17 protein-coding genes are annotated in these 20,017 nt (G+C 71.8%); 8 read left to right on the top strand and 9 right to left on the bottom strand.

All coding sequences use genetic code 11. From position 1 onward, the window contains the following. Positions 1–2 precede the first annotated feature (2 nt). The 3 genes from era (at position 3) to M9914_00900 (ending at position 1,943) form a co-directional block, all read left to right on the top strand. Positions 3–959 (top strand): GTPase Era, encoded by a 957-nt coding sequence (era, locus tag M9914_00910; GenBank protein ID MCO5172730.1) that lies wholly within the window; start codon positions 3–5, stop codon positions 957–959. 7 nt (positions 960–966) lie between these two features. Next, complete coding sequence (locus tag M9914_00905) at positions 967–1,332, top strand: GIY-YIG nuclease family protein (GenBank protein ID MCO5172729.1); 366 nt, start codon at positions 967–969, stop codon at positions 1,330–1,332. Positions 1,333–1,484: 152 nt separating this feature from the next. After that, complete coding sequence (locus tag M9914_00900; GenBank protein ID MCO5172728.1) at positions 1,485–1,943, top strand: hypothetical protein; 459 nt, start codon at positions 1,485–1,487, stop codon at positions 1,941–1,943. 72 nt (positions 1,944–2,015) lie between these two features. Here the strand turns inward: M9914_00900 and mfd are convergent, their stop codons facing one another. Genes mfd through M9914_00880 form a run of 4 tightly spaced genes read right to left on the bottom strand, consistent with a single transcriptional unit; the run spans position 2,016 to position 7,459 of the window. Then, on the bottom strand, positions 2,016–5,117 hold the full coding sequence (gene mfd / locus M9914_00895) for a transcription-repair coupling factor (protein ID MCO5172727.1): 3,102 nt from the start codon (positions 5,115–5,117) through the stop codon (positions 2,016–2,018). 50 nt (positions 5,118–5,167) lie between these two features. Then, complete coding sequence (gene rsmI, locus M9914_00890; protein ID MCO5172726.1) at positions 5,168–6,010, bottom strand: 16S rRNA (cytidine(1402)-2'-O)-methyltransferase; 843 nt, start codon at positions 6,008–6,010, stop codon at positions 5,168–5,170. After that, positions 6,007–6,264, bottom strand: coding sequence for a hypothetical protein (locus M9914_00885; protein MCO5172725.1), 258 nt, complete (start codon positions 6,262–6,264; stop codon positions 6,007–6,009). The genes rsmI and M9914_00885 overlap by 4 nt, the downstream gene beginning before the upstream one ends. A 31-nt stretch (positions 6,265–6,295) precedes the next feature. Then, on the bottom strand, positions 6,296–7,459 hold the full coding sequence (locus tag M9914_00880; GenBank protein ID MCO5172724.1) for a SpoIID/LytB domain-containing protein: 1,164 nt from the start codon (positions 7,457–7,459) through the stop codon (positions 6,296–6,298). A gap of 146 nt (positions 7,460–7,605) precedes the next feature. Between M9914_00880 and M9914_00875 the strand changes: the two genes are divergently transcribed. Next, complete coding sequence (locus M9914_00875) at positions 7,606–8,457, top strand: SDR family oxidoreductase (GenBank protein ID MCO5172723.1); 852 nt, start codon at positions 7,606–7,608, stop codon at positions 8,455–8,457. On the opposite strand, the gene M9914_00870 is transcribed toward M9914_00875, so the two are convergent. Together M9914_00870 and acnA are read right to left on the bottom strand one after the other, a co-directional pair. Beyond that, positions 8,454–8,873, bottom strand: a complete 420-nt coding sequence (locus M9914_00870; protein MCO5172722.1) for a hypothetical protein — start codon at positions 8,871–8,873, stop codon at positions 8,454–8,456. The genes M9914_00875 and M9914_00870 overlap by 4 nt on opposite strands. 117 nt (positions 8,874–8,990) lie before the next feature. Then, positions 8,991–11,723 (bottom strand): aconitate hydratase AcnA, encoded by a 2,733-nt coding sequence (acnA, locus tag M9914_00865; protein MCO5172721.1) that lies wholly within the window; start codon positions 11,721–11,723, stop codon positions 8,991–8,993. 88 nt (positions 11,724–11,811) lie between these two features. Between acnA and M9914_00860 the strand changes: the two genes are divergently transcribed. Both M9914_00860 and M9914_00855 read left to right on the top strand, forming a co-directional pair. Continuing rightward, positions 11,812–12,528, top strand: a complete 717-nt coding sequence (locus tag M9914_00860; GenBank protein MCO5172720.1) for a hypothetical protein — start codon at positions 11,812–11,814, stop codon at positions 12,526–12,528. 227 nt (positions 12,529–12,755) lie between these two features. Beyond that, complete coding sequence (locus tag M9914_00855; protein ID MCO5172719.1) at positions 12,756–13,172, top strand: hypothetical protein; 417 nt, start codon at positions 12,756–12,758, stop codon at positions 13,170–13,172. 108 nt (positions 13,173–13,280) lie between these two features. Here the strand turns inward: M9914_00855 and trxA are convergent, their stop codons facing one another. The 3 genes from trxA to M9914_00840 form a co-directional block, all read right to left on the bottom strand. Next, positions 13,281–13,610, bottom strand: coding sequence for a thioredoxin (trxA, locus tag M9914_00850; protein MCO5172718.1), 330 nt, complete (start codon positions 13,608–13,610; stop codon positions 13,281–13,283). A 132-nt stretch (positions 13,611–13,742) separates the two neighbouring features. Then, positions 13,743–14,927: an amidohydrolase family protein gene (locus tag M9914_00845; GenBank protein MCO5172717.1), complete on the bottom strand. Its 1,185-nt coding sequence runs from the start codon at positions 14,925–14,927 to the stop codon at positions 13,743–13,745. Continuing rightward, positions 14,927–16,093: a CofH family radical SAM protein gene (locus M9914_00840; GenBank protein MCO5172716.1), complete on the bottom strand. Its 1,167-nt coding sequence runs from the start codon at positions 16,091–16,093 to the stop codon at positions 14,927–14,929. Before M9914_00840 ends, M9914_00845 begins: the two co-directional genes overlap by 1 nt. Before the next feature lie 110 nt (positions 16,094–16,203). Between M9914_00840 and M9914_00835 the strand changes: the two genes are divergently transcribed. After that, the gene (locus M9914_00835; GenBank protein ID MCO5172715.1) at positions 16,204–19,377 is read left to right on the top strand and encodes a hypothetical protein; all 3,174 of its coding nucleotides are present in this window, start codon (positions 16,204–16,206) and stop codon (positions 19,375–19,377) included. A gap of 7 nt (positions 19,378–19,384) precedes the next feature. Then, positions 19,385–19,996 (top strand): GNAT family N-acetyltransferase, encoded by a 612-nt coding sequence (locus tag M9914_00830; protein ID MCO5172714.1) that lies wholly within the window; start codon positions 19,385–19,387, stop codon positions 19,994–19,996. Positions 19,997–20,017: the final 21 nt, after the last annotated feature.

Genomic DNA, 20,017 nt, shown 5'->3' with positions numbered 1-20,017 from the left:
GCTTGAGCGACACCACGAACCACGAGACCGCCGGCGACGCGCCGGGCGCCGAGGGGCCGGTCACGCGCTCCGGCTTCATCGCCATCGTCGGCAAGCCGAACGTCGGCAAGTCGACGCTCCTCAACACGCTGCTCGGGGTCAAGGTGGCGCCCATAACGCCCAAGCCGCAGACCACCCGGCGCGGCGTACGCGGCATCTACACGTCCGAGGACCGCCAGCTCGTGTTCGTCGACACCCCGGGCTTCCACAAGGGCGGCGGCAGCGCGCTCGACCAGGCCATGCACCGCGAGGTGCGCGACGCCATCGTCGACGTCGACGCGGTCCTCTGGGTCGTCGACCTCCGCAGGCCGCCCAACGACGAGGACAAGTCGGTCGCGCGCCTGCTCGGCAGCTCGCTCGGGCCGGCCACGCCCCTGATCATCGTCGGCAACAAGGTGGACGCGGCCAAGTACCCGGAGGAGGCGCTCCGGCTCTACAAGGACCTGGCGCCGCAGGCGCGCCGCGCGCTGGCGATCTCGGCCCTCAACGATCCCAAGGCCGTGTACGCCTTGCGCGAGGACCTCCTCGACGCCATCCAGGAAGGGCCCTTCTACTTCCCGACCGACATCCGCTCCGACCAGTCGCGCGAGCAGTGGGCCGCCGAGCTCATCCGCGAGGCCGCCATGATCCACCTGCGCGAGGAGCTCCCGTACAGCGTCGCGGTGCAGGTCGTGTCGTGGGAGGACGCCGAGGAGGGGCGACCCATCGTGATCGCGGCCGAGATCTGGGTCGAGAAGGCCGGGCACCGCCGCATCGTCATCGGCAAGGGCGGCGCCATGATCAAGGAGATCGGCAAGATGGCGCGCAAGCAGCTCGAGATCTTCCTCCAGGAGAAGCTCTACCTGGAGCTCGAGGTCGTGGTGCGCGCGTCGTGGCGCGAGGACCGCGAGGCCTTGCGCGAACTCGGCTACGAGCCGTGAGGGGCGCTTGGCGCTAGCCGCCCGCTGGCGGTCGCTCGAGCGGCTCCCGGCCCCGCGCGGCAGGGACGCCATGCCCGGCGTCTACGAGCTGGCCGACGCCACCAAACGCACCCTCTACATCGGCCAGTCGGCGCGCGACGTGCCGAACCGCATCAGGCAGCACCTGGCGAAGGGCGGCTGCGTCGCGCAGCACGCCTGCTACTGGCGCTACGAGTACAGCCGCGTGCCCCAGGCCGAGGAAGCGCGCCTCCTGGACGAGTACCGCGCCGAGCACGGCGGCGAGCTCCCGCCGTGCAACGCGGCCACTCCGCTCGTTCGGGACGCGAGGCGCAGGGCCGCGGAGCGCTTCGGCGGCGGCGACCGCGAGCCCTAGCCGCGCGCCAGCGAGACGCACCGACGGAAAACCCGATTGCCATCGGATAGTGAGTGAAAACCCCGACTTGTCGCTCTCACAGACCCGTGATATAACCGGTCAGGCGAGGAGAACGTAATCCTAGTCTTCTCAGATCGGTTTGGAGGGTTCGAATGCGCAAGTTCTTGGTCAGCCTGATCGCCGTCGCCGCCCTGGGTGCCGGTGCAGCCTTCGCGCAAGGCGGTATGTGGGCCGGCGTCAGCGCCGGGTACCCAGGTGCCGCGCTTCATTTCGGTGTCGACGACATCGCGCCGAACTTGGCTGTCCGCCTCAACGCGGGCTACAACTACATCGGCACGGCCGGCTTCGCCATCGGCGCCGATGTCCTTTACGACCTCGATGTCGACATGGGTGACACGCCCATCCAGGTCTACGTCGGCGGCGGTGTCGGCCTCGGCGTCGGCTCGGGCTTGGCCCTCGGCATCAACGCCTTCGTCGGCGGCGAGTTCAGCCTGGCCAGTGCCGGCCTCCCGCAGGGCGGCGTCTTCCTCGAAGTCGGCCCCGCCATCGGCGTCATCCCGACCTTCGGCTTCGGCGTCACGGGCCGCCTCGGCTTCAACTACCACTTCTAAGCACCAGCTCGACGCTTAGAGCTAGGCGCCCCACGGTCAAGGCCGCGGGGCGCCTCCTTGTGTGCCTCGTTGCTAGCCGACCAGGTACAAGAGCTCGAGGAGCGCCCCCGGCACCTCGACGTCCTTCAGGCCCCGCTTCTTCACGCTGAAGCCGGGCGGGTAGCGCGTCGGCTCGACCTGGAACGGCAGCGCCTTGAGGCGCTTGGCGTCGTAGTCGATGGCCTCCACGTCCGCGGCGAGCGCGACCTGCACGTCCGTCATGTGCTCCTTGATGGTGACGACGCCCTTGGCCCCTGCTACCAAGCGGAGGCGCGTGAGCTCGATGAAGGAGCGCACCTCGGGAGGGAAGGGCCCGTACGCCTCCCGCAGCTCCTTGGCGATGCGGTTGACCTCGGCGAGGCCGCCCGTGCCGGCCAACCGGCCGTAGTAGTTGATGCGCACGGCGTCGTCCTGGATGTAGGCGGGGCTGAGGCGCGCGTCGACGCTCAGGTCCACGGTCACTTGCGGCACCTCGGCCGCGCGCAGCTCCCCCTTGAGCTTCGCGACCTCCTCGGCGAGCATCTCCGTGTACACCTCGAGGGACACGGCGCTGATGTGGCCGTGTTGCTCCGGCCCCAGCAGGTTGCCGACGCCCCTGATCTCCATGTCCTTCTCTGCGAGGAGGTGGCCGGAGCCCAGGTCGTTCAGCTCGGCGATGGCGTACAGCCGCCGCTGGGCCTGCTCGGTCAGCCTGCCGGGGTAGAGCATGTACGCCCACGCCTCGGTCTGCCGCCGCCCGACGCGCCCCCTGAGCTGGTAGAGCTGGGCGAGGCCCAGACGGTCGGCGCGCTCGATGATGAGCGTGTTGGCGCCCGCGATGTCTAGGCCGGACTCGACGATGGTCGTGGAGAGGAGCACGTCGTAGGCGCCCTCCTCGAAACCGAGCATGATCTCTTCCAACTCGGCCTCCCCCATCTGCCCGTGCGCGACGCCGATGCGCGCCTCGGGCACGAGCTGCCCGAGCGTGCGGGCGCGCATGCTCATGGAGCCGATGCGGTCGTGGATGTAGAACACCTTGCCGCCGCGCTCGAGCTCGAAGACGACCGCCTCGCGCACGACCATCGGGTCGTACGGCTGCAGCACCGTCTGGATGGGCTTGCGCCCCTCGGGCGGCGTCATGATCTGCGACACGTCGCGCAGGCCGACCAGGCTCATGTAGAGCGTGCGCGGGATGGGCGTGGCGGAGAGCGAGAGGACGTCGAGGTTCGCCTTGAGGTTCTTGAGCCGCTCCTTCTGCCCGACGCCGAAACGGTGCTCCTCGTCCACCACCAGGAGCCCGAGGTTCTTGTACTCGATGGCCTCGTTGAGGAGCCGGTGGGTGCCGACGACGATGTCGACGCTGCCGTCCTTGAGGCCGGCCAGCGTAGCCCGCGCGCCCGCGTCGGTGGAGAAGCGCGAGAGCATCTCGACCCGCACGGGCAGGCCCTTGAAACGCTCGCTGAACGTCTCGAAGTGTTGGCGCGCGAGCACCGTGGTCGGGACCAGGACGGCGACCTGCGCCGAGTTGCCGACGGCACGATGCGCCGCCCGGATCGCGACCTCCGTCTTGCCGAAGCCGACGTCGCCCGAGACGAGCCGCTCCATGGGCACCTCGCGCGCCATGTCCGCGAACACGGCCTCGACGGCCTCGGCCTGATCCGGCGTGAGCGTGAACGGGCAGTTGCGCTCGATGAGGACGTCCCATTCGGGTTGGGCCGGGAACACCGTGCCCTTGCTCACCTGCCGCTTGGCGTAGGTCTTGATGAGCTCGGCCGCCAACGCCTCCGCGCTCGCGCGCGCCTTCTCCCTGGCGCGCGCCCACTCGTTGGTCCCGAGGGTGGAGAGCCGCGGCGGGTCGTCGGTCGTGCCCGGGTGGCGCCTGAGGAGCGGCAGCAGCTCGACCGGCAGGTAGAGCTTGCCCTCGCCTGCGTACTGGAGCTGGAGGTAGTCGCGCACGACGCCCACGACCTGCCGCGCCTCGAGGGCGACGAAGCGGCCGACGCCGTGGTCGGGGTGGATGAGGTAGTCGCCGACGGTCAGCTGAGAGGCGTCGCCGACCCGCTTGCCGGCGAGCTTCGTCGCCTTGCGACCGCCCTGGTAGCCGTACAGGAGCTCCTCGGTGAGGACGACCTCGCGCCGCCCCTCGTCCTTGTAGCCGCCCTGGACGCCGGGCGCGATGGCCAGCGACACCTGGCCGGGGTGATGCTCGACGCGGTTGCGCCAGTGCGACTCGTAGGCGTCGATGACGCGCTCGCGCAGGTAACGGCCGCTCCGCTCGAACTTCAGCAGGAGCTGCACGGAGTAGCCGTCGCGCAGCCAGACGTGGAGGTCGCTCGTGAAGTCGCTCAGCTTGCCGCGGTAGTAGGGCAGCGCCTCCACACCGGCGCGGCGCTCCTCCAGGGCCAGCGGGTCGCGGCCGAACGACACGACGTCGCGGCCCGCCAGGTGGCCCCAGAGCCACTCGTTGGTGGCGCCCGGCAGGTCGCCGGGGTAGAGCTCCGGCGCGTCGAGGAACACGGTGCCGGGCAGCGTGGCGAGCAGGCGCGTGGTGAAGCCGCCCGCGCCAACCTCGTCGAGGGCGCGGGGCGCGATCACCACGCGCTGCGCCCGCTCGCCGGCTAGGAAGAGCGCGTCGAGCTCGGCGCCGAAGAACTCGAGCCGCACGCTGCCGGGAGGCGCCTCCGGGAAGACGACGTCATCGTCGTCGCCCTCCGCCGCGGCCCCGGTGGGCTCCGGCAGCGGCTCGCGGTAGATCGTGAGCGTGTCGCCCCTGACGGTGAAGCCGGGTGCGGCGTCCCTGACGTAACCGTAGTCGACGAGGCGCGTGAGCAGCTCCTCGCGCGGGTAGCTGCGCCCCTCAACGAGCTCGAGCGCGAACGACTCCGGCCGCTGGGGGAACGGCATCACCGCGTGACCGAGTGTCAGCACGACCTTCTCCCGGCGCTCGAGCCAGTCGCTCAAGGTCGGGTCGACGGTGCGCAGGGCTCCGAAGACGTGCGTGTCGTCGAAGACGGCCGCGCGGTCGCTCGTGGTCAGGAGCACGGCCGGGCCGGGCGAGCGCGCGAAGAGCATGAGCCTGGCGACGGCGCCCAGGCCGAGGTAGCGTCCGCCTGCCTCGACTGTGGAGGCGGGAGGCTGCGTGGTGGTGTCGTTCACTACGTGACCTTCCGGTGGCTAGGCATGCCCGAACTCCCGGAGCGGCCCGTTCAAGGGTCGGTGTCCGGGTAGGCGAGGGCCGAGCGGTACGCTTCGTTCCTGGGCACGCCCAGGGCGAGCAGCGCTTCGCGCAACAGCCTACCGCGAACCCCGGCGCCGGCCAGGGCGGCGGCCTGCGCGGGCGCGCCGGGCGCGTCCGCTTCGGGTTCCGGCGCGGGCCCGACGACCACGACGACCTCGCCGCGGGCGGGGTTGCCGCGGTAATGCGCCAGAAGCTCGACCAGGCTGCCCCTGCGCGTCTCCTCGTGGAGCTTCGTCAGCTCCCGGCTCACGCTCGCCTGGCGGTCGGAACCGCACGCTTCGGCCAGGTCGGCGAGGGTGGCGACGAGGCGCTGGGGTGCCTCGTACAGGATGGAGGTGGCGGCGGAACCCGCGATGGCCTCCAGCCTGCGACCGCGCTCGCCGCCCTTGCGGGGCAGGAACCCCTCGAACGTGAAGCGCGCGGTAGGGAGGCCCGAGAGGACGAGGGCGGGGACGAACGCCGTCGGGCCGGGAAGCGCCTCGACGCCCACGCCCAGCTCGATGGCGAGCCGCACCAGCTCCGCCCCGGGGTCGGAGATGCCCGGGGTGCCGGCATCGGTCACGAACGCGACGCGCTCGAAGCGCTCCAGGAGGGCCGGCGCCCGGCTCGCGATGGTGTGGGCGTCGAGGCGTTCGAGGGGCGTCGTTATGCCGTAGCGGTCCAGCAGCACGCGGCTCCTGCGGGTGTCCTCGGCCGCCACGACCTGCGCCGCGCGCAGGGCCTCGAGGGCGCGCTGCGTGACGTCGGCCAGGTTGCCTATGGGCGTCGGTACGAGCGTCAGCCGGGCGCTCTTGGCAGCGGCGCGGTTCACGCGTCCCGCTCGCCGGCACGCTTGCGGGCGGCGGCGCGGGCGCGGGCGAACCAGCCGAGCGCGGCGAGCAGCGCGACGGCGAGGCTGACCACCACGCCGGCGTCCCGATGGAGCCCGAGGGACACGGCCAGGCGCGCGAGCATGGGCAGGGCGAAGGTCACCGCCACGAGCAGGCCGAGGAGGGCGGCGTAGTTCAAGACCGTGCCGCCGTCGGGCGTCGCGTCGGCGCTGCCGCTCGCAAGCTCATCCGTCAAGGCTACCAAGTAGCGGCTCAGGGGTAGCGACTCAGGGGGTCTGCGCTACGAAGCGCGTCAACGTCGTCGTCGGGTAGAAGTACGCCAGGATGCGGCCGTAATCGTAGCCGGCCTGGGCGAGGGCCCTGGCGCCGTACTGGCTCATGCCCACGCCGTGGCCCCACCCGTCGCCGCGCACGCTCAGCGGCCCTTGCATGGAGAAGCGCATGGACTTGAGCCCCCAGCCGCGCGCCAGGCTCGTCAGCTGGCTACCGCCGATGACCGTAGTGCCGCCGGTGCCGGCGACCTCGAGCGACACGACCCGGCCCGACTCGCTCGTCTCGAGCACGCGCAGCGCGGTGACCGTCCCGACGCCCCGGTCGGCGGCCACCAGGCTGGCTGAGACCGCGGCGGCGTCGAGCCGCGCCGTCCACGCCCGGTGCGGCGTGCTGGAGGCCGCGTCCCGCACGGCCACTAGGTAGGGGTAGCTCGTGCCCCATACTTCCCTGCTCGAGGCGATCATGCCGCCCGAGTCCGAGTGGTAGTAGGTGCGCGCCGTGGCGCCGCCGTACGTGACGACGACACCAGTCGTCGCCGCGACTGCGTCGTCCGTGCGCGGCTGCTCGGCCTCGACGCCGCCGTAGACCTGGCAGTCCGTCGTGGCGCATAGGTCGTAGCGGGCCTCCGGGTCGAGCGAGACCAGCGTGTACGAGCGCGACGCCACGGCCTGCGCCTTGAGCGCCTCCATGGGCCACGAGGCGGCCATCTCCGCCGGCACGACGCCCCGCAGGTACGCCTCCAGGTCGAGGACGTTGACGACCTCTACCTCGTCGCCGACGGCGCTGAGGCGGATCGCGCCCCGGTAGTGGGTCCCGAACGCCTCGAGGGTGCCACCCTCGGCGTCGAGGACGAGCGACGTGCCGATCTCGTGACCGTCGACGACGAGCTGGCCGTCCCGGGCGCCGACGGGCCAGGCCAGCGGTCCGGGCGTGAAGAACCCTCCCCTGCCGTCGACCACGCCGGAGTGTGGGCCCGCCATGCTCACCGTGACGCTGCCCGTCACGGCCAGCAGGACCCGCACGGGCGTCGGCGCCGCCACGTAGGTCTGCGCCGCGGCGGAAGAGCCGCCGGACCACGCCAGGAGCGCCGCCAGCAACGAGATCAGGAGCACGACCGATGGGGCTGGCCGGCGGACGGCGTGGTAGTGGAGACGCATCGCTCGCCAAGTATGACCCCTGCGTGCCAGGGTGTCGCAGGGGATAGCCCACACCGCCGGGGTCGCCCGGCCCGTCGGGCCGCCGTGTCTCTCCGCCACGAGGCGCCATACCGCCACCCGGCACGTGAAGCGTGCGACCATGTGGCATGTTCAGGTCTGACCTGCTGCTGGACAAGGTCGTGTTCGTCACGGGTGGGGGCAGCGGACTCGGCCTCGCGATGACCCGCCGCTTCCTCGAGCTGGGCGCGAACGCCGTGATCGCGAGCCGCCGCCTGGAGCTCCTCGAGGAGCAGGCGGAGCGGCTCGCGGCCGAGTTCGGGCGCGCCGTGCTCCCCGTCGCCCTCGACGTCAGGGACCCGGAGGCCGTCGGGGCCGCGTTCGACGCCGCGTTCACCCGGTTCGGCAAGGTGGACGCCCTCGTCAACAACGCCGCCGGGAACTTCATCTCCCCCACCGAGGCCCTGTCGCACCGAGCGTTCGACGCCGTGCTCGGCATCGTGCTGCACGGCAGCGTGTACACGACGCTCGAGCTCGGCAAACGCTGGATAGCGACCGGGGCGAAGGGGGCCGTCCTCTCGATCGCGGCCACCTACGCCGAGCGGGGCTCAGGCTACGTCGTGCCGTCGGCCGTAGCCAAGGCGGGCGTCGTCTCGCTAACGCGCTCGCTGGCGGGAGAGTGGGGCAAGTACGGCATCCGCCTCAACGCCATCGCGCCGGGGCCGTTCCCCACCGAGGGGGCCTGGAGTCGCCTGATGCCGACGCCGGAGATCGAGCGCCTGTTCGCGGACCAGGTGCCGCTCGGGCGCGTCGGGAACCACGCGGAACTCGCCAACCTCGCGAGCTTCCTGCTCTCCGACGAGGCCGGGTTCATCACGGGCGACCTCGTCTACATCGACGGCGGCGAGAGCGTGTACAACGCGGGCGAGTTCAACGTACTGGACGCCGTGACGCCCGAGCAGTGGGCGCAGTTGGCCGCCGCGCGCGCCAAGACGCGCTAGAGGTCGGTGCCCCCAGGCAGCATGAGCGTGAAGAGGCCGGTCGCGTCCTGGTAGCGGACCAAGACCGTGTAGACCCCGCCGCCGTTCTCGAAGACCCGGTCTAGCGCCGCCCTCTGGCCGGCCGAGTAGGTCACCTCGTAGACCTTCGTCTCCGGGCCAGCCGCCTGCGAGGTCTGGAAGCTCGTCGGGCGCTGGTAGCGCACCTCGATGGTCACGGAGCCGCGCTTGACGTCGCCCGTGAAGCGCACGGGCATGTCGGTCCTCTGCGTGGTCCTGCGGGACGTCGTGGACGTGAAGTCCTTCTTGTACACGAACACGGGCGTCTGGCTCGGGATGCCCAGGTACCAACCCCGCGTCTCCCCAACGGCGAAGAAGACGATGGCCAGCACGACGATGAACCCGATGAAACCGCGCATGGTGGCAGTATACCGGCCGTGGGGGGGGGGGGGGCGGGGGGGGGGCCCTGTCAACGCGCCGCCGCCCGACGGCCGGCTCCGATCGCCCCTGGTGGAGCTAGGTCTGAGCGCCGGCGCTCAGGCCGTAGCGCGCGTCGCGGAGCGGTGCAGGTTGCGCAGCACCGTGTGTAGGATGCCGCCGTTGCGGTAGTACTCGACCTCGACGGGCGTGTCGAGCCGGCAGGCCACCTCGAACTCGACCTTGGTGCCGTCCGCCTTGGTGGCGGTGACCGCGAGCCGCGCACGCGGCGCGACGTTCTCGTCGATGCCGATGTCGAACGTCTCGCTGCCGTCGAGCCCGAGCGTCTCCGGGCCCTGGCCATCGAGGAACTGCAGCGGCAGGACGCCCATCCCGACCAGGTTGGAGCGGTGGATGCGCTCGTAGCTCTTGGCGATGACGGCCTTGACGCCGAGCAGGTACGTGCCCTTGGCCGCCCAGTCGCGGCTCGAGCCCATACCGTAATCGTTGCCCGAGATGACGATGGTCGGGATGCCGGCGGCGATGTAGTTGCGGCTCGCCTCGAAGATGCTCGTGACCTCGCCTGTCGTGAAGTCGGTCGTCAGGCCGCCCTCGGTGCCGGGCGCCAGCTGGTTCTTGAGGCGGATGTTGGCGAACGTGCCGCGGGTCATCACCCTGTCGTTACCGCGCCGGGAGCCGTACGAGTTGAAGTCGGCCTTCGTAACGCCGTGCTCGGTGAGGAACTTGCCGGCCGGGCTGTTCAGCGCGATGGAGCCGGCGGGCGAGATATGGTCGGTCGTCACGGAGTCGCCGACCTTGACGAGAGCGCGCGCGCCCCGTACCGGGGCGATGCTTCCCGGGTTCTCGGGCATGTCGATGAAGAACGGCGGCTCCTGGATGTAGGTGGAGGAGTCGTCCCAGTCGAAGAGCTGACCGCCCTTCACGGGGATGGCGTTCCAGGCCTCGTTCGAGCGTTCGATGCCGTCGTACATGCGCCTGAACGTCTCGGGGTTCATGGCGGCCTCGAGGCGCTCGGTCACGTCGGCGTAGGTCGGCCAGAGGTCGCGCAGATAGACGGGGTCGCCGGCATCGTCCTCGCCGAGCGGGTCGTTCACGATGTCGATGTCCACCGTGCCGGCGAGGGCGTACGCCACGACGAGCGGGGGGCTCGCCAGGTAGTTCGCCTTGACGTGCGGGTTGATGCGCCCCTCGAAGTTGCGGTTGCCGGAGAGCACGGCCGCGGCCACGAGGTCGCCCTCCTCGACCGCCTTCACTACGGCGGGCGGCAGGGGGCCGGAGTTGCCGATGCACGTCGTGCAGCCGTAGCCGACGACGTAGAAGCCGACCTGCTCGAGGTACGGCAGCAGCCCCGTGTCGCGGAGGTACTCCGTGACGACCTTGGAGCCGGGGGCGAGGCTCGTCTTCACCCACGGCTTGGCGCGCAGGCCGCGCTCGGCGGCCTTCTTCGCGACCAGGCCGGCCGCCAGCATGACCGAGGGGTTGCTCGTGTTCGTGCAGGACGTGATGGCGGCGATCACGACGTCGCCGTGCCTCAGGTCCTTCTCGACGCCGCGGAACGAGAGGTGGCCGGTGCGCTCCAACGCCTCGGCGCTCAAGGCGAAGCCGCGCTTGTCGACGGGGCGCCGCAGGTCCTCCTGGAACTGGGTCTGCATGTCCTTGAGCTCGATGCGGTCCTGCGGGCGCTTCGGTCCGGCCACGCTCGGCACGACGGTGCCCAGGTCGAGCTCCAAGACCTCGGAGAACTCGGGCTCCGGGTCGGCCGGGTCGTGCCACATGCCGTTGGCGCGGCAGTAGCGCTCGAGCGCCTCGACCTCGTCGGGCATGCGGCCCGTCTGGCGCATGTAGCGGAGCGTCTCCTTGTCCACCGGGAAGAAGCCGACGGTGGCGCCGTACTCGGGGGCCATGTTGCCGAGCGTGGCGCGATCAGGGACCGTCATGGTCGCCATGCCCGGGCCGAAGAACTCGACGAACTTGCCGACCACGCCGTGCTTGCGGAGCATCTCCGTGACGACGAGCACGAGGTCGGTGGCCGTGGCGCCCTCTGGCAGCTTCCCCTTGAGGCGGAAGCCGACGACCTCCGGGATCACCATGTAGTAGGGCTGGCCGAGCATGACGGCCTCGGCCTCGATGCCGCCGACGCCCCAGCCGACGACGCCCAGGCCGTTGATCATGGTCGTGTGGCTGTCGGTGCCGACGAGCGAGTCGGGGAACACGACGTCCTTGTCGCCGAGCGGCTTGGAGAGGACGCCGCGGGCCAAGTACTCGAGGTTGACCTGGTGGACGATGCCCGAGGCCGGCGGGACGACGTTGAAGTTGGCGAACGCCGACTGGCCCCAGCGGAGGAACTCGTAACGCTCCATGTTGCGCTGGAACTCGATCTGCGAGTTGTGGAGGAGGGCGAGGGGGTCGTCGTACTCGTCGACCTGCACGGAGTGGTCGATGACGAGGTCGACGGGCACCTGCGGGTTGATCTTGTCGGGGTCGCCGCCCATGCGCCGCATGGCGCTGCGCAGGGCAGCCAGGTCGACGACGGCCGGCACGCCCGTGAAGTCCTGCAGGATGACGCGGGCCGGCATGAACGGGATCTCGTCCTCGTAGCGCCTCTTGGCGTCGTAGGCGGCGAGGCGCTCGATGTCGGCCCGGGTGACGAGGAAGCCGTCCTCGTTGCGCACCAGCGACTCGAGCAGGACCTTGATGGAGAAGGGCATCCTGTCTACGCGTCCGAAACCCTGCTCCTGCAGGGCCGCGAGCCGGTAGAAGTAGGCCTCGCCCGAGCCCGTGTCTAGCAGGGCCTTGGCGCCGAACGTGTCGTGCTTGCTCGTGTTGGTCATGTCGTGCTCCCTAGCGGTGGTCACGGCTTCAAGTGGCGCGCTGCTCACGCGCTCTCGCTGAACCAAGTTTGGGGCTAGTCTATGTGATATGACAGCCTTACGTTCACATAGGAACCTGGCCACGTCCACGTACGACGACGCCCCGCCGGCCAGCCACGGCGGCGCAGCGCGCACGCTGATCGTCACGGACGAGCGCGCGGCCGAGGCCCTCACCGACCCGACCACCCTGCGCCAGGTCGCCCCGTTCCTCGGACGCACGCTCAGCGTGGGCGAGGCGGCCAAGGAGGTCGGGGAGAAGCCCAACACCACGCTGCGGCGCGTGCAGCGCTTCGAGCGGCTCGGCCTCCTGGAGGTGGCCGAGGTGGTCCCGAGGGCCGGGCGCGCCGTCAAGCGTTACCGCTCCACCGCGGACGTCTTCTTCGTGCCGTTCGAGGCGACGCACGCCGAGTCGCTCGAGGCGGCGCTCGCCGAGCGCGACGCCTACTGGGAGCGCCTGCTCAGGCGCAACGTCGTGCGCGGCCGGCGGGAGGCCCTCGGCGACTGGGGCACGCGTTTCTACCGGGACGAACGCGGCCACCTGCAGGTCCAGACGGCCGTGACCCCCGACGCCAACGCCACCACGCTGGAGCCGGACGCCCCGGCCACCCTCTCGCTCTGGCGCGACCAGCTGCAGCTCGACTTCGCCGACGCCAAGGAGCTCCAACGCGAGATGTTCGCCCTCGTCCAGCGCTACCAGCGGCGCGCGGGCTCGCAACGCTACCTGGTGCGCATGGGCCTCGCCCCCGTGCTCGACTCGCGCGTGTGAGGCCCCGCTGCTGGCGGCTGGCGCGGCCCTACCCGCGCCCGGCGCGGGCCTACCCGAACGCGGCGTGGCCTACCCGAACGTGGCGTGGGCCTACCCGCGCGCAGCGCGGGCCTACCCGCGCGCAGCGTGGGCCTACCCGCGCGCAGCGTGGGCCTACCCGCGCGCAGCGCGGGCGCTCACCTGCGTCCCACCCGCGCCGGTAACATGAGGGCATGGGAGCGCGAACTGTGACATCCGTAGCAAGCGGGGCACGCGGCCTCGGCGAGGCGGCGCGGCGGGCACGGCCGGCGCGCATGGGCACCGGCGGCTGGGCGAGGCCCCTACTCTTCCTGACGCTCGTGGCGCTGCTCGGCGCCTGCGCCCCGGGCGCCTTCGGGCCTGCCGCCTCCACGGACCCCGTGGCGACGGAGCTGGAACGCACCGCCCAGGTCCTCTACCACCGCATGGAGCTCGGGCTCCTCGAGACGGGCGTCTACACCACCAACGCCCTGATCGACGTCAAGCTGCCCGAGGGGGCCAGGTGGACGCTGCAGGAGTTCGCCACCGACGGCTCCAGCTACCTGCTCGTGCTGCGCTCGTCGCGCCTGGCGAGCACGGCCTGGCGGGTGTCGCCTAGGGGCGTTAGCCGCTTCAACCCCGGATGAGGCGCCGCGCCGTCAAGCGGCGCTGCGCCTCACGCACCAAGAGGGCGGGCCCGGAGCGCTCCGGGCCCGCCCTCGTCACCGTCGCCCGCATCGAGGACGCTGGCGCGTTCAGGCGGTGACGGGCACGTGCTTCTTGAGCCGCGCCTCGTAGTTGGCCTTCGACTGGGCGCCGACCATGACCTCGACGGGCTTGCCGTCCTTGAAGAGCATGACCGTCGGGATGCTCATGACGCGGTACTCCTGCGCCACCCGCATGTTGTCGTCGACGTTGAGCTTGCCTACCTTCACCTTGCCGGCGTAGTCGGAAGCGAGCTCCTCGATGACCGGTCCCACCATGCGGCACGGCCCGCACCACGGGGCCCAGAAATCCACCAGGACGAGGCCGGAGCCGGTCTCGGAAGCGAAGTTGCCGTCGGTGAGTTCGAGCGAGTTGGCCATGTTCTCTATTCTCCTCCCTCAAGCGTGCTCGCGGGCGTATACCACTTGAGTGCCCCTGCGGCGGCGCGCCGAGGGCATGCCGCTTAGGTTACTTGCCGCGACTACCCGGCGCATGTAGCGGGCTCGACACGCTCAGTCCCACGCCACGAGGTCGGCGGCCGGAGCGCCGCGCACCACGCGCGGGGGCTGCATGCCGAGGGCCTTGTACCCCCCCTTGACCGCGGCCCGCAACGCGGCTCGGGGGTTGAGCTTCGCGCCCTGCACGGCGAGCGCCTCGGCCACCTCGCGGGTGACGTCGAGGTCGGGGCTTGACCCGCGCGAGTCCGTGCCGAACGCGACCTCCACGCCGTGCTTCGCATAGAGCGTCCACGGGAAGGTGCCGCACTCGAGCGCGGCGTTGGAGCGCGGGCAGTGCACGACCACGGCGCCTACCCGCGCCAGCAGGCGCGCGTCGTCGTCGTCGACGTGGACGCCGTGGACCAGCGTCGGCCCGGCCGCGAGGACGCCGAGGTCGTGGAGGTAGCGCACGGGGCGTACGCCCGTGGCGGCGAACGCGAAGCCCGCCCGCGCGAGCGACTCCGCCAGCTCGCCGGTGCCCCGCAAGTGGAGCTCGAGCTCGGCCGGGCTCTCCGCGACGTGGATGGCGAGGGGGAGCCGCTCGGCGGCGGCGTACGCCGCGAGCCTGACGAGCAGGGGGGCGCTCACGGTGTGCGGCGTGTGGGGCGAGAGGCCGACGCGCATGCGGCCAGGGCGCTCGAGCGCCCTGAAGCGGGCCACCGCCTGGACGGTGGCGGCGAAGACGGCGTCGGCGTCCTCCGGGCGCGGTGCGAAGACCTCCCAGTAGGCGACGCCCGTCAGCGCGTCCTGACCGAGCAGGTACTCCATGGTGGCGGCGTCCGTCACGATGTCGCCCACCACGCGGGTGCCCGCCGCGCCCAGCTCGGCCACCCCCTGCTTGGCGGCGGCCAGCCCCCGGTGGCCGCCGCGCGCGTGGGCTACGACGGCCCCGATGAAGCCGGCGTACGAGCCGGGCGTGTGCGGCATGGCGGAGAGGTCCAAGTGCGTATGGGCGTTGACGACGGGCGGCGACACGGCGAAGCCGCACTCGACGACCTCGGCGTCGGGGTACGTAGAGCGCGCCTCGGTCATGGCGCTCGTGCGCACGACGCTCGCGACGCCCGGGGCGAGCTGCACCGTCACGGCGCCGTCCTCGCGCGGCAACCCGAGCCCGTCGTACACGACCCGGGCGTGGGCCACCACGCGGCCGTGGCCCCGGTCGGCGCCCCCGATGACCTCGGGGAGGGGCCGTACGGCCATCAGCGCGCGGTCAGGGCGTCGGCGGCGCGGGGTTGTCCGGAGGGCGTGCTCGGGAGCGCCGGTAGGTCGAACTCGCTCGGGTCGACGCGCCTGAGGATGTTGTAGAGCGAGTCGCGTTGGGCCGGGCGGTAGCCGGCGTCGACGATCTGCCTCACGATCTCGCTCTCGGGCGTGTTGCTGTGCTTGGCTCCGGCCTGCGAGACGACGTTCTCCTCGAGCATGGTGGAGCCGAAGTCGTTGCAGCCGAAGTAGAGGGCCGTCTGCGCCACCTTGTAGCCCATGGTGGGCCAGGACGCCTGGAAGTTGACCACGTTGTCGAGGAGCAGCCGGCTGACGGCGACGTTCTGCAGGTACTCGTGCGCCCCGGCGCCCGGCGCCTTGCCGTGGATGCGCACGCCCTCCGTCTGGAGCGTCCAGGAGATGAAGGCCGAGAAGCCGTTGCCGTGCGTGGCGGCGGCGCGGTCCTGCTGGTCGCGCACGCGCATGAGGCTGGCGACGCGCTGGGCGTGCGTCTCGCCGAAGCCGATGACCATCGTGGCCGTCGTGTACAGCCCCAGCTCCTGGGCCTCGCCCATGACGCGGATCCACTCGTCGGCCGAGATGCGCCCCGGGGAGACGTGCTTGGCGTGGCGCACCTCGTCGACCAGCATCTCGCCGCCGCCGCCCGGCAGGCCGTCCAGGCCGGCGGCCTGGAGCGCGACGAGCACCTCCCGGGTGTCCATGCCGGTGAGGCCCGCCATGCCCTTGATCTCCTCGGGGCTGAACGCCTCGACGCGGATGGTCGGGTGCCGCTCCTTGAGGTGGCGCATGAGGTCGAGGTACCAGTCGAAGGGCAGGTAGCGGTTCACCCCGCCCTGCATGAGGATGCGGCTGCCGCCGACGGCCTCCAGCTCGACGATCTTCTGCGAGATCTCGTCGAAGCTCAACGTGTAGGCGTCCGGCTGCCGCCGCGTGCGGTAGAAGCCGCAGAAGGCGCAGCCGACGGAGCAGACGTTGGAGTAGTTGATGTTGCGGTCGATCAGGTACGTGACGGTCTCCGGGTCGGTGCGCAGCGCGCGGGCGGAGTCGGCCGCCGCGGCCAGGTCGAAGAGCGGCAGCGAGTAGAGCTCGAGCGCCTCGTCCGGTGTCAGGCGCGCGCCGGAAGCGGCCTTGCTCAAGAGGCTCATGGGCGAGAGTCTACCACCGGCCGCGCGGGACGCCGGTCCCGGCGGTGACGCGATGTCCGACCTCTTCGGGGTTGTGTACTCGGATGTTGGCGGCCAGGTAAACTGGCCGCATGCGGAACCCGTCGCCGACAGAGCCGGTCAGCCCCTGGCGCCCACTGTTCGAGAACGTCCGTCAGGCCGTCGGCCACCGGCGGGACGAGCACGGCGTCGTCGGGAGCATCAACTGGCTGCGTAGCGCCATGGAGGCCCACGGCGCCAACCCGAACGTCGTGAGGAAAATAATCTACCGCGACAAGGGCCGGCTGCCGGACAAGCGCGCCCTCTTCGTGATCCTGGACGAGCTCTGGCGCGAGGCGGGCAACGCGCCGCTCGACCTGCCGGAGCTCCAAGCCGCGCTCTCCCCCACCGCCGGTACGGAGCAGGAGGTCCTCCAACTCCTGGGGCGCGACAAGCGCAGGGCGTACCGCGCGATGATCGGCGGCATCAGGGCCGGCGAGATGCCCAAGGTGCTCGTGACCGGCCGGCCCGGCTCCGGCAAGACGCTGCTGACCGACTACGTCCGGCAGGGCGTCGAGCTCCTGTTCGACGGGGGGCTCGACGTGGTCCGCCTCGAGTTCGGCGGGACGGACCTCGCCGCCTCCCTTGTCCGCCTCGCCACCGAGCTGGGGGTGCCGACGGACGTCATGGAGGCGCGCCTCGTGCGCATCGCGACCGCCAGCGCCTTCGCCGTGCAGGCCGACGCGCAGGCCGAGCTCGCCCGCGTCGTCCTCGAGGCGGTACGCCAGCGGCAAGCCCCGATCCTGTTCCTGTTCCACGTGTCGCAGTCCCTCGCCAACCAGGACAGCCTCGGGCTCGTGCCCTTACGCCTCGCCAACCCGGACGTGCCGCGCGTGAGCGCCGTCGAGTGGCTGTGGGTCACGCTCTTCGAGCCGTTGGCGCGGTTGCAGCGCGTCATGCTGTTCGTGACCATCACGGACCTCCCGGCGCGCGCCATGCAGCGCCTCGGCAACTTCGCCGACCCCATCCGCCTCACCCCCCCGACGGTCACGGAAGCGCGCCGCTTCGTCAAGGCGCGCGTGCCGGACCTGAGCGCGGGGCGCCAGGAGGAGATCGTGCAGCGCGCCGGCCGGTCGTTCGAGGAGCTGCGGACGTTGACGCTCCTTGCGCAGGCCCGCGCCCCGCAGGAAGTCGGGATGCAACCGGACGAGCGCTACATCGAGCAGCTCTCCGGCCTCGTCACGGCCGGCGACTCCGACCTGCGCGCCTTCCTGGCGGCCATCGCCGTGCTCTCGCCGCCCGAGCATCCGGCGTTCGCCGCCGCCACGCTGCAGCGGCTTCGCGACGTGACCAGACCCCTCGGGTCGTTCGAGCTCTCGTTCCTGGACCCGGTGCCGGGGCAGCCGGACCACTACCGCGTCTTCTCGCGCCAGCTCGCCCGCGCGCTGCAGACGCGGCTGGCGACGGACGAGCCGGCGGTGCACCGGCGCATGCAGCTCGCCGCGGCCGCCCTGTACGCGCCCACCGCCGCTCAGGACCCCTCGAGCGCCGCGGCCGCCCGCCACCTGCACCACCTCTTCGAGGCCCGCGACTGGCGCTCGCTGACCGAGCGGCTGGCGGCGCACGCCGTCTCGCACGCGCAAGTGCGCCAGGTCTGGCAGGCCGCCTTCACTGAGCTGCGCGCGGGGCCGGAGTTCGACGCCGTGGCGAAGCAGGTGGCGGCGCACTACGTGCGCCTCGGCGCCTACGGCCACCCCGAGGCGCTCAAGGCGTTCGAGGCGGCGGCCGCCTCGAACGACGCGGCCCTGCGAGCCTGGACCCTCGTCAAGCGCGCGGAAGGCGAGGCCCTCGCCGGCCGCTTCGAGCGCGCCGAGGTGCTCCTCGACACCGCGCCGGACATAGGCGACCCGTTGGCGCGCGCGGAGAGCGCACTGGCGCGCGCGAGCATCGCCAGATGGCGCGGCGACCTGGCCACCGCGGCCGAGCTGATCACCGGCACGGTGCGGGGCGAGCTAGCACGCGTCACCTCGACAGGGCGCGAGGCGCGCCTGGCCGCCGTCAAGGCCGGCGTGTGGGAAGGCATGATCGCGAAGGACCGCGGCGACCTTAAGGGCGCCTTGGCGCGCCTCGACGCGGTGGAGGGCACGGACGACCTCGTGCGCGCCCGCGTCCAGTACCAGCGCGGCGACATCGCCATGCGCCTCGGACGGTTCGACACCGCCAAGGCAGCCCTCGACTTCGCCGTCGAGTTGGCCCACCGCTCCGAGGCCCTGGCGCAGGAGCAGGCGCGCTACCTGACCCGCCGCGCGTCCCTGCTGAGGGTGCGCGGCGACCTGACCGGGTCGGTCACCGACTTCAAGGCGGCGCGGGCGCGCTTGCACGGCGCCGAGCTGACCGAGGCGGAGACGGCCCTGAGGCTCGCGAAGGTGGACGCCGAGTGGGCCTTGACCGCCCTCGCCCTCGGCGACTTCGAGGAGGGCACTTACGCCGTCACGCGGGCGCTGGCCGGCTTCCGCGAGCACGCCGGGGGGAACGACTCCCGCCCGTACCGCGCGCTGCGCGGCACGCTGACCTTGGCGATCGCCTATGCCTGCCGCGGCCTGGCCGTCCCCTACCGCCGGCCCTTCCCCGTCTTGCGCGACGGGCTCGACGGACCCGACCTGCGCCACGCGCGCCAGCGCATAGACGAGGTCCTCGGGGCCATCGACGACCAGGCCTCGCACCGCGGGCTCCGCCTCGACGCGCGGCTCCTCGCCAGCCAGTTCGCCGTCGACGGCGCGACCGCCCTCCGGTTCGCCGAAGAGGGGTTGAGCGACGTCGACCACGAGCACTCGCGCGCCAGGGCCCTCGGCGCCAGGGCGGCGGCGCACATGCGGCTGCTGGAAGCGAAGGCGGTCCTCGCCGACGTGCAGGCCGCCGCGGACGCGCTCGGCATCGGGCCTGCGGCGGGCGAAGGGGGCGACGCCGGGCTGCGCGCCCAGCTGGCGAGCTACGCCGTCGACGCCCATCTGGCCCTCGGCGACGCGAAAGGGGCGGCAGCGACGTTGACCGCCAGCCTGGACGACGCCACGTTGAGCCCGTACCACGAGGGCCTGCTAAGGGCCTTCGGCGAGTCCGCCGACGAGCGGGGCATAGGCGACGGCTGGAAGTCCCACAGGCGCCTGCGCGCGCTCCTCGGCGTCGACGGCACCGGGCCCTCGACGCCCGCGCGGCTGCCCGACGCGCTCGTCGCCGCCTGGCGCAGCAAGGCGCAGGCCCCCGCCGGCGCACCGGGCGCGACGGCCTGAGCTGCGCATGCAGCACGCGGACGAGCCGGTTCGGATCGTGGCGTGCGCCCCGGCGGCCGAGGTCGCCGGACTGCGCGCCCACCCCGGCCTCGACCGCTTCCGCTCGCCCGAGCTGCAGCTGGCGGCCCTCGCCGACATCGCCGCGGACCCCAAGGGGTGCGTCGTCGCGGCGCTCGCGGGCGCCACGCTCGTCGGCTACGTCGCCTTCCACCCGCCGACGGAGATCGAGTCGTGGGGCGCCGACGCGACGGGCGAGCTCATCGAGCTCGGCGCCATCGAGGTCGCTCCGGCCTACCGCGGCCGCCGCCTCGCACCAAGGTTGCTCGAAGCCAGCTTCGCCGGCGGCCGCTTCGACGCGACCGTCGTCTTCGCCACCCTCTACGTCTGGCATTACGACCTCGCGGGCAGCGGCATGACCGACCTGGCTTACCGCCGGATGCTCGAGAGCCTCTACCGCTCCGTCGGGATGGAGACGTTCGCCACGAGCGACGAGGAGATCCGCAGCAGCGCCGCCAACGCCCTCATGGCGCGCGTCGGTCCAAGGGCAGACGAACGCGTCGTGGCCGAGTTCCACCGCCTGCGCAAGGGCGTTCCCGGCCTCTCACGAAGCCCCTGGTAGCATCCCAGGATGGAGGAGCAA

It is taken from the genome of Trueperaceae bacterium (assembly GCA_023954415.1).
In the GTDB taxonomy this organism is placed as follows: Bacteria; Deinococcota; Deinococci; order Deinococcales; family Trueperaceae; genus JAAYYF01.
Note: the sequence above shows the minus strand (reverse complement) of the source record. Positions and strands in the feature narration are given on the sequence as shown.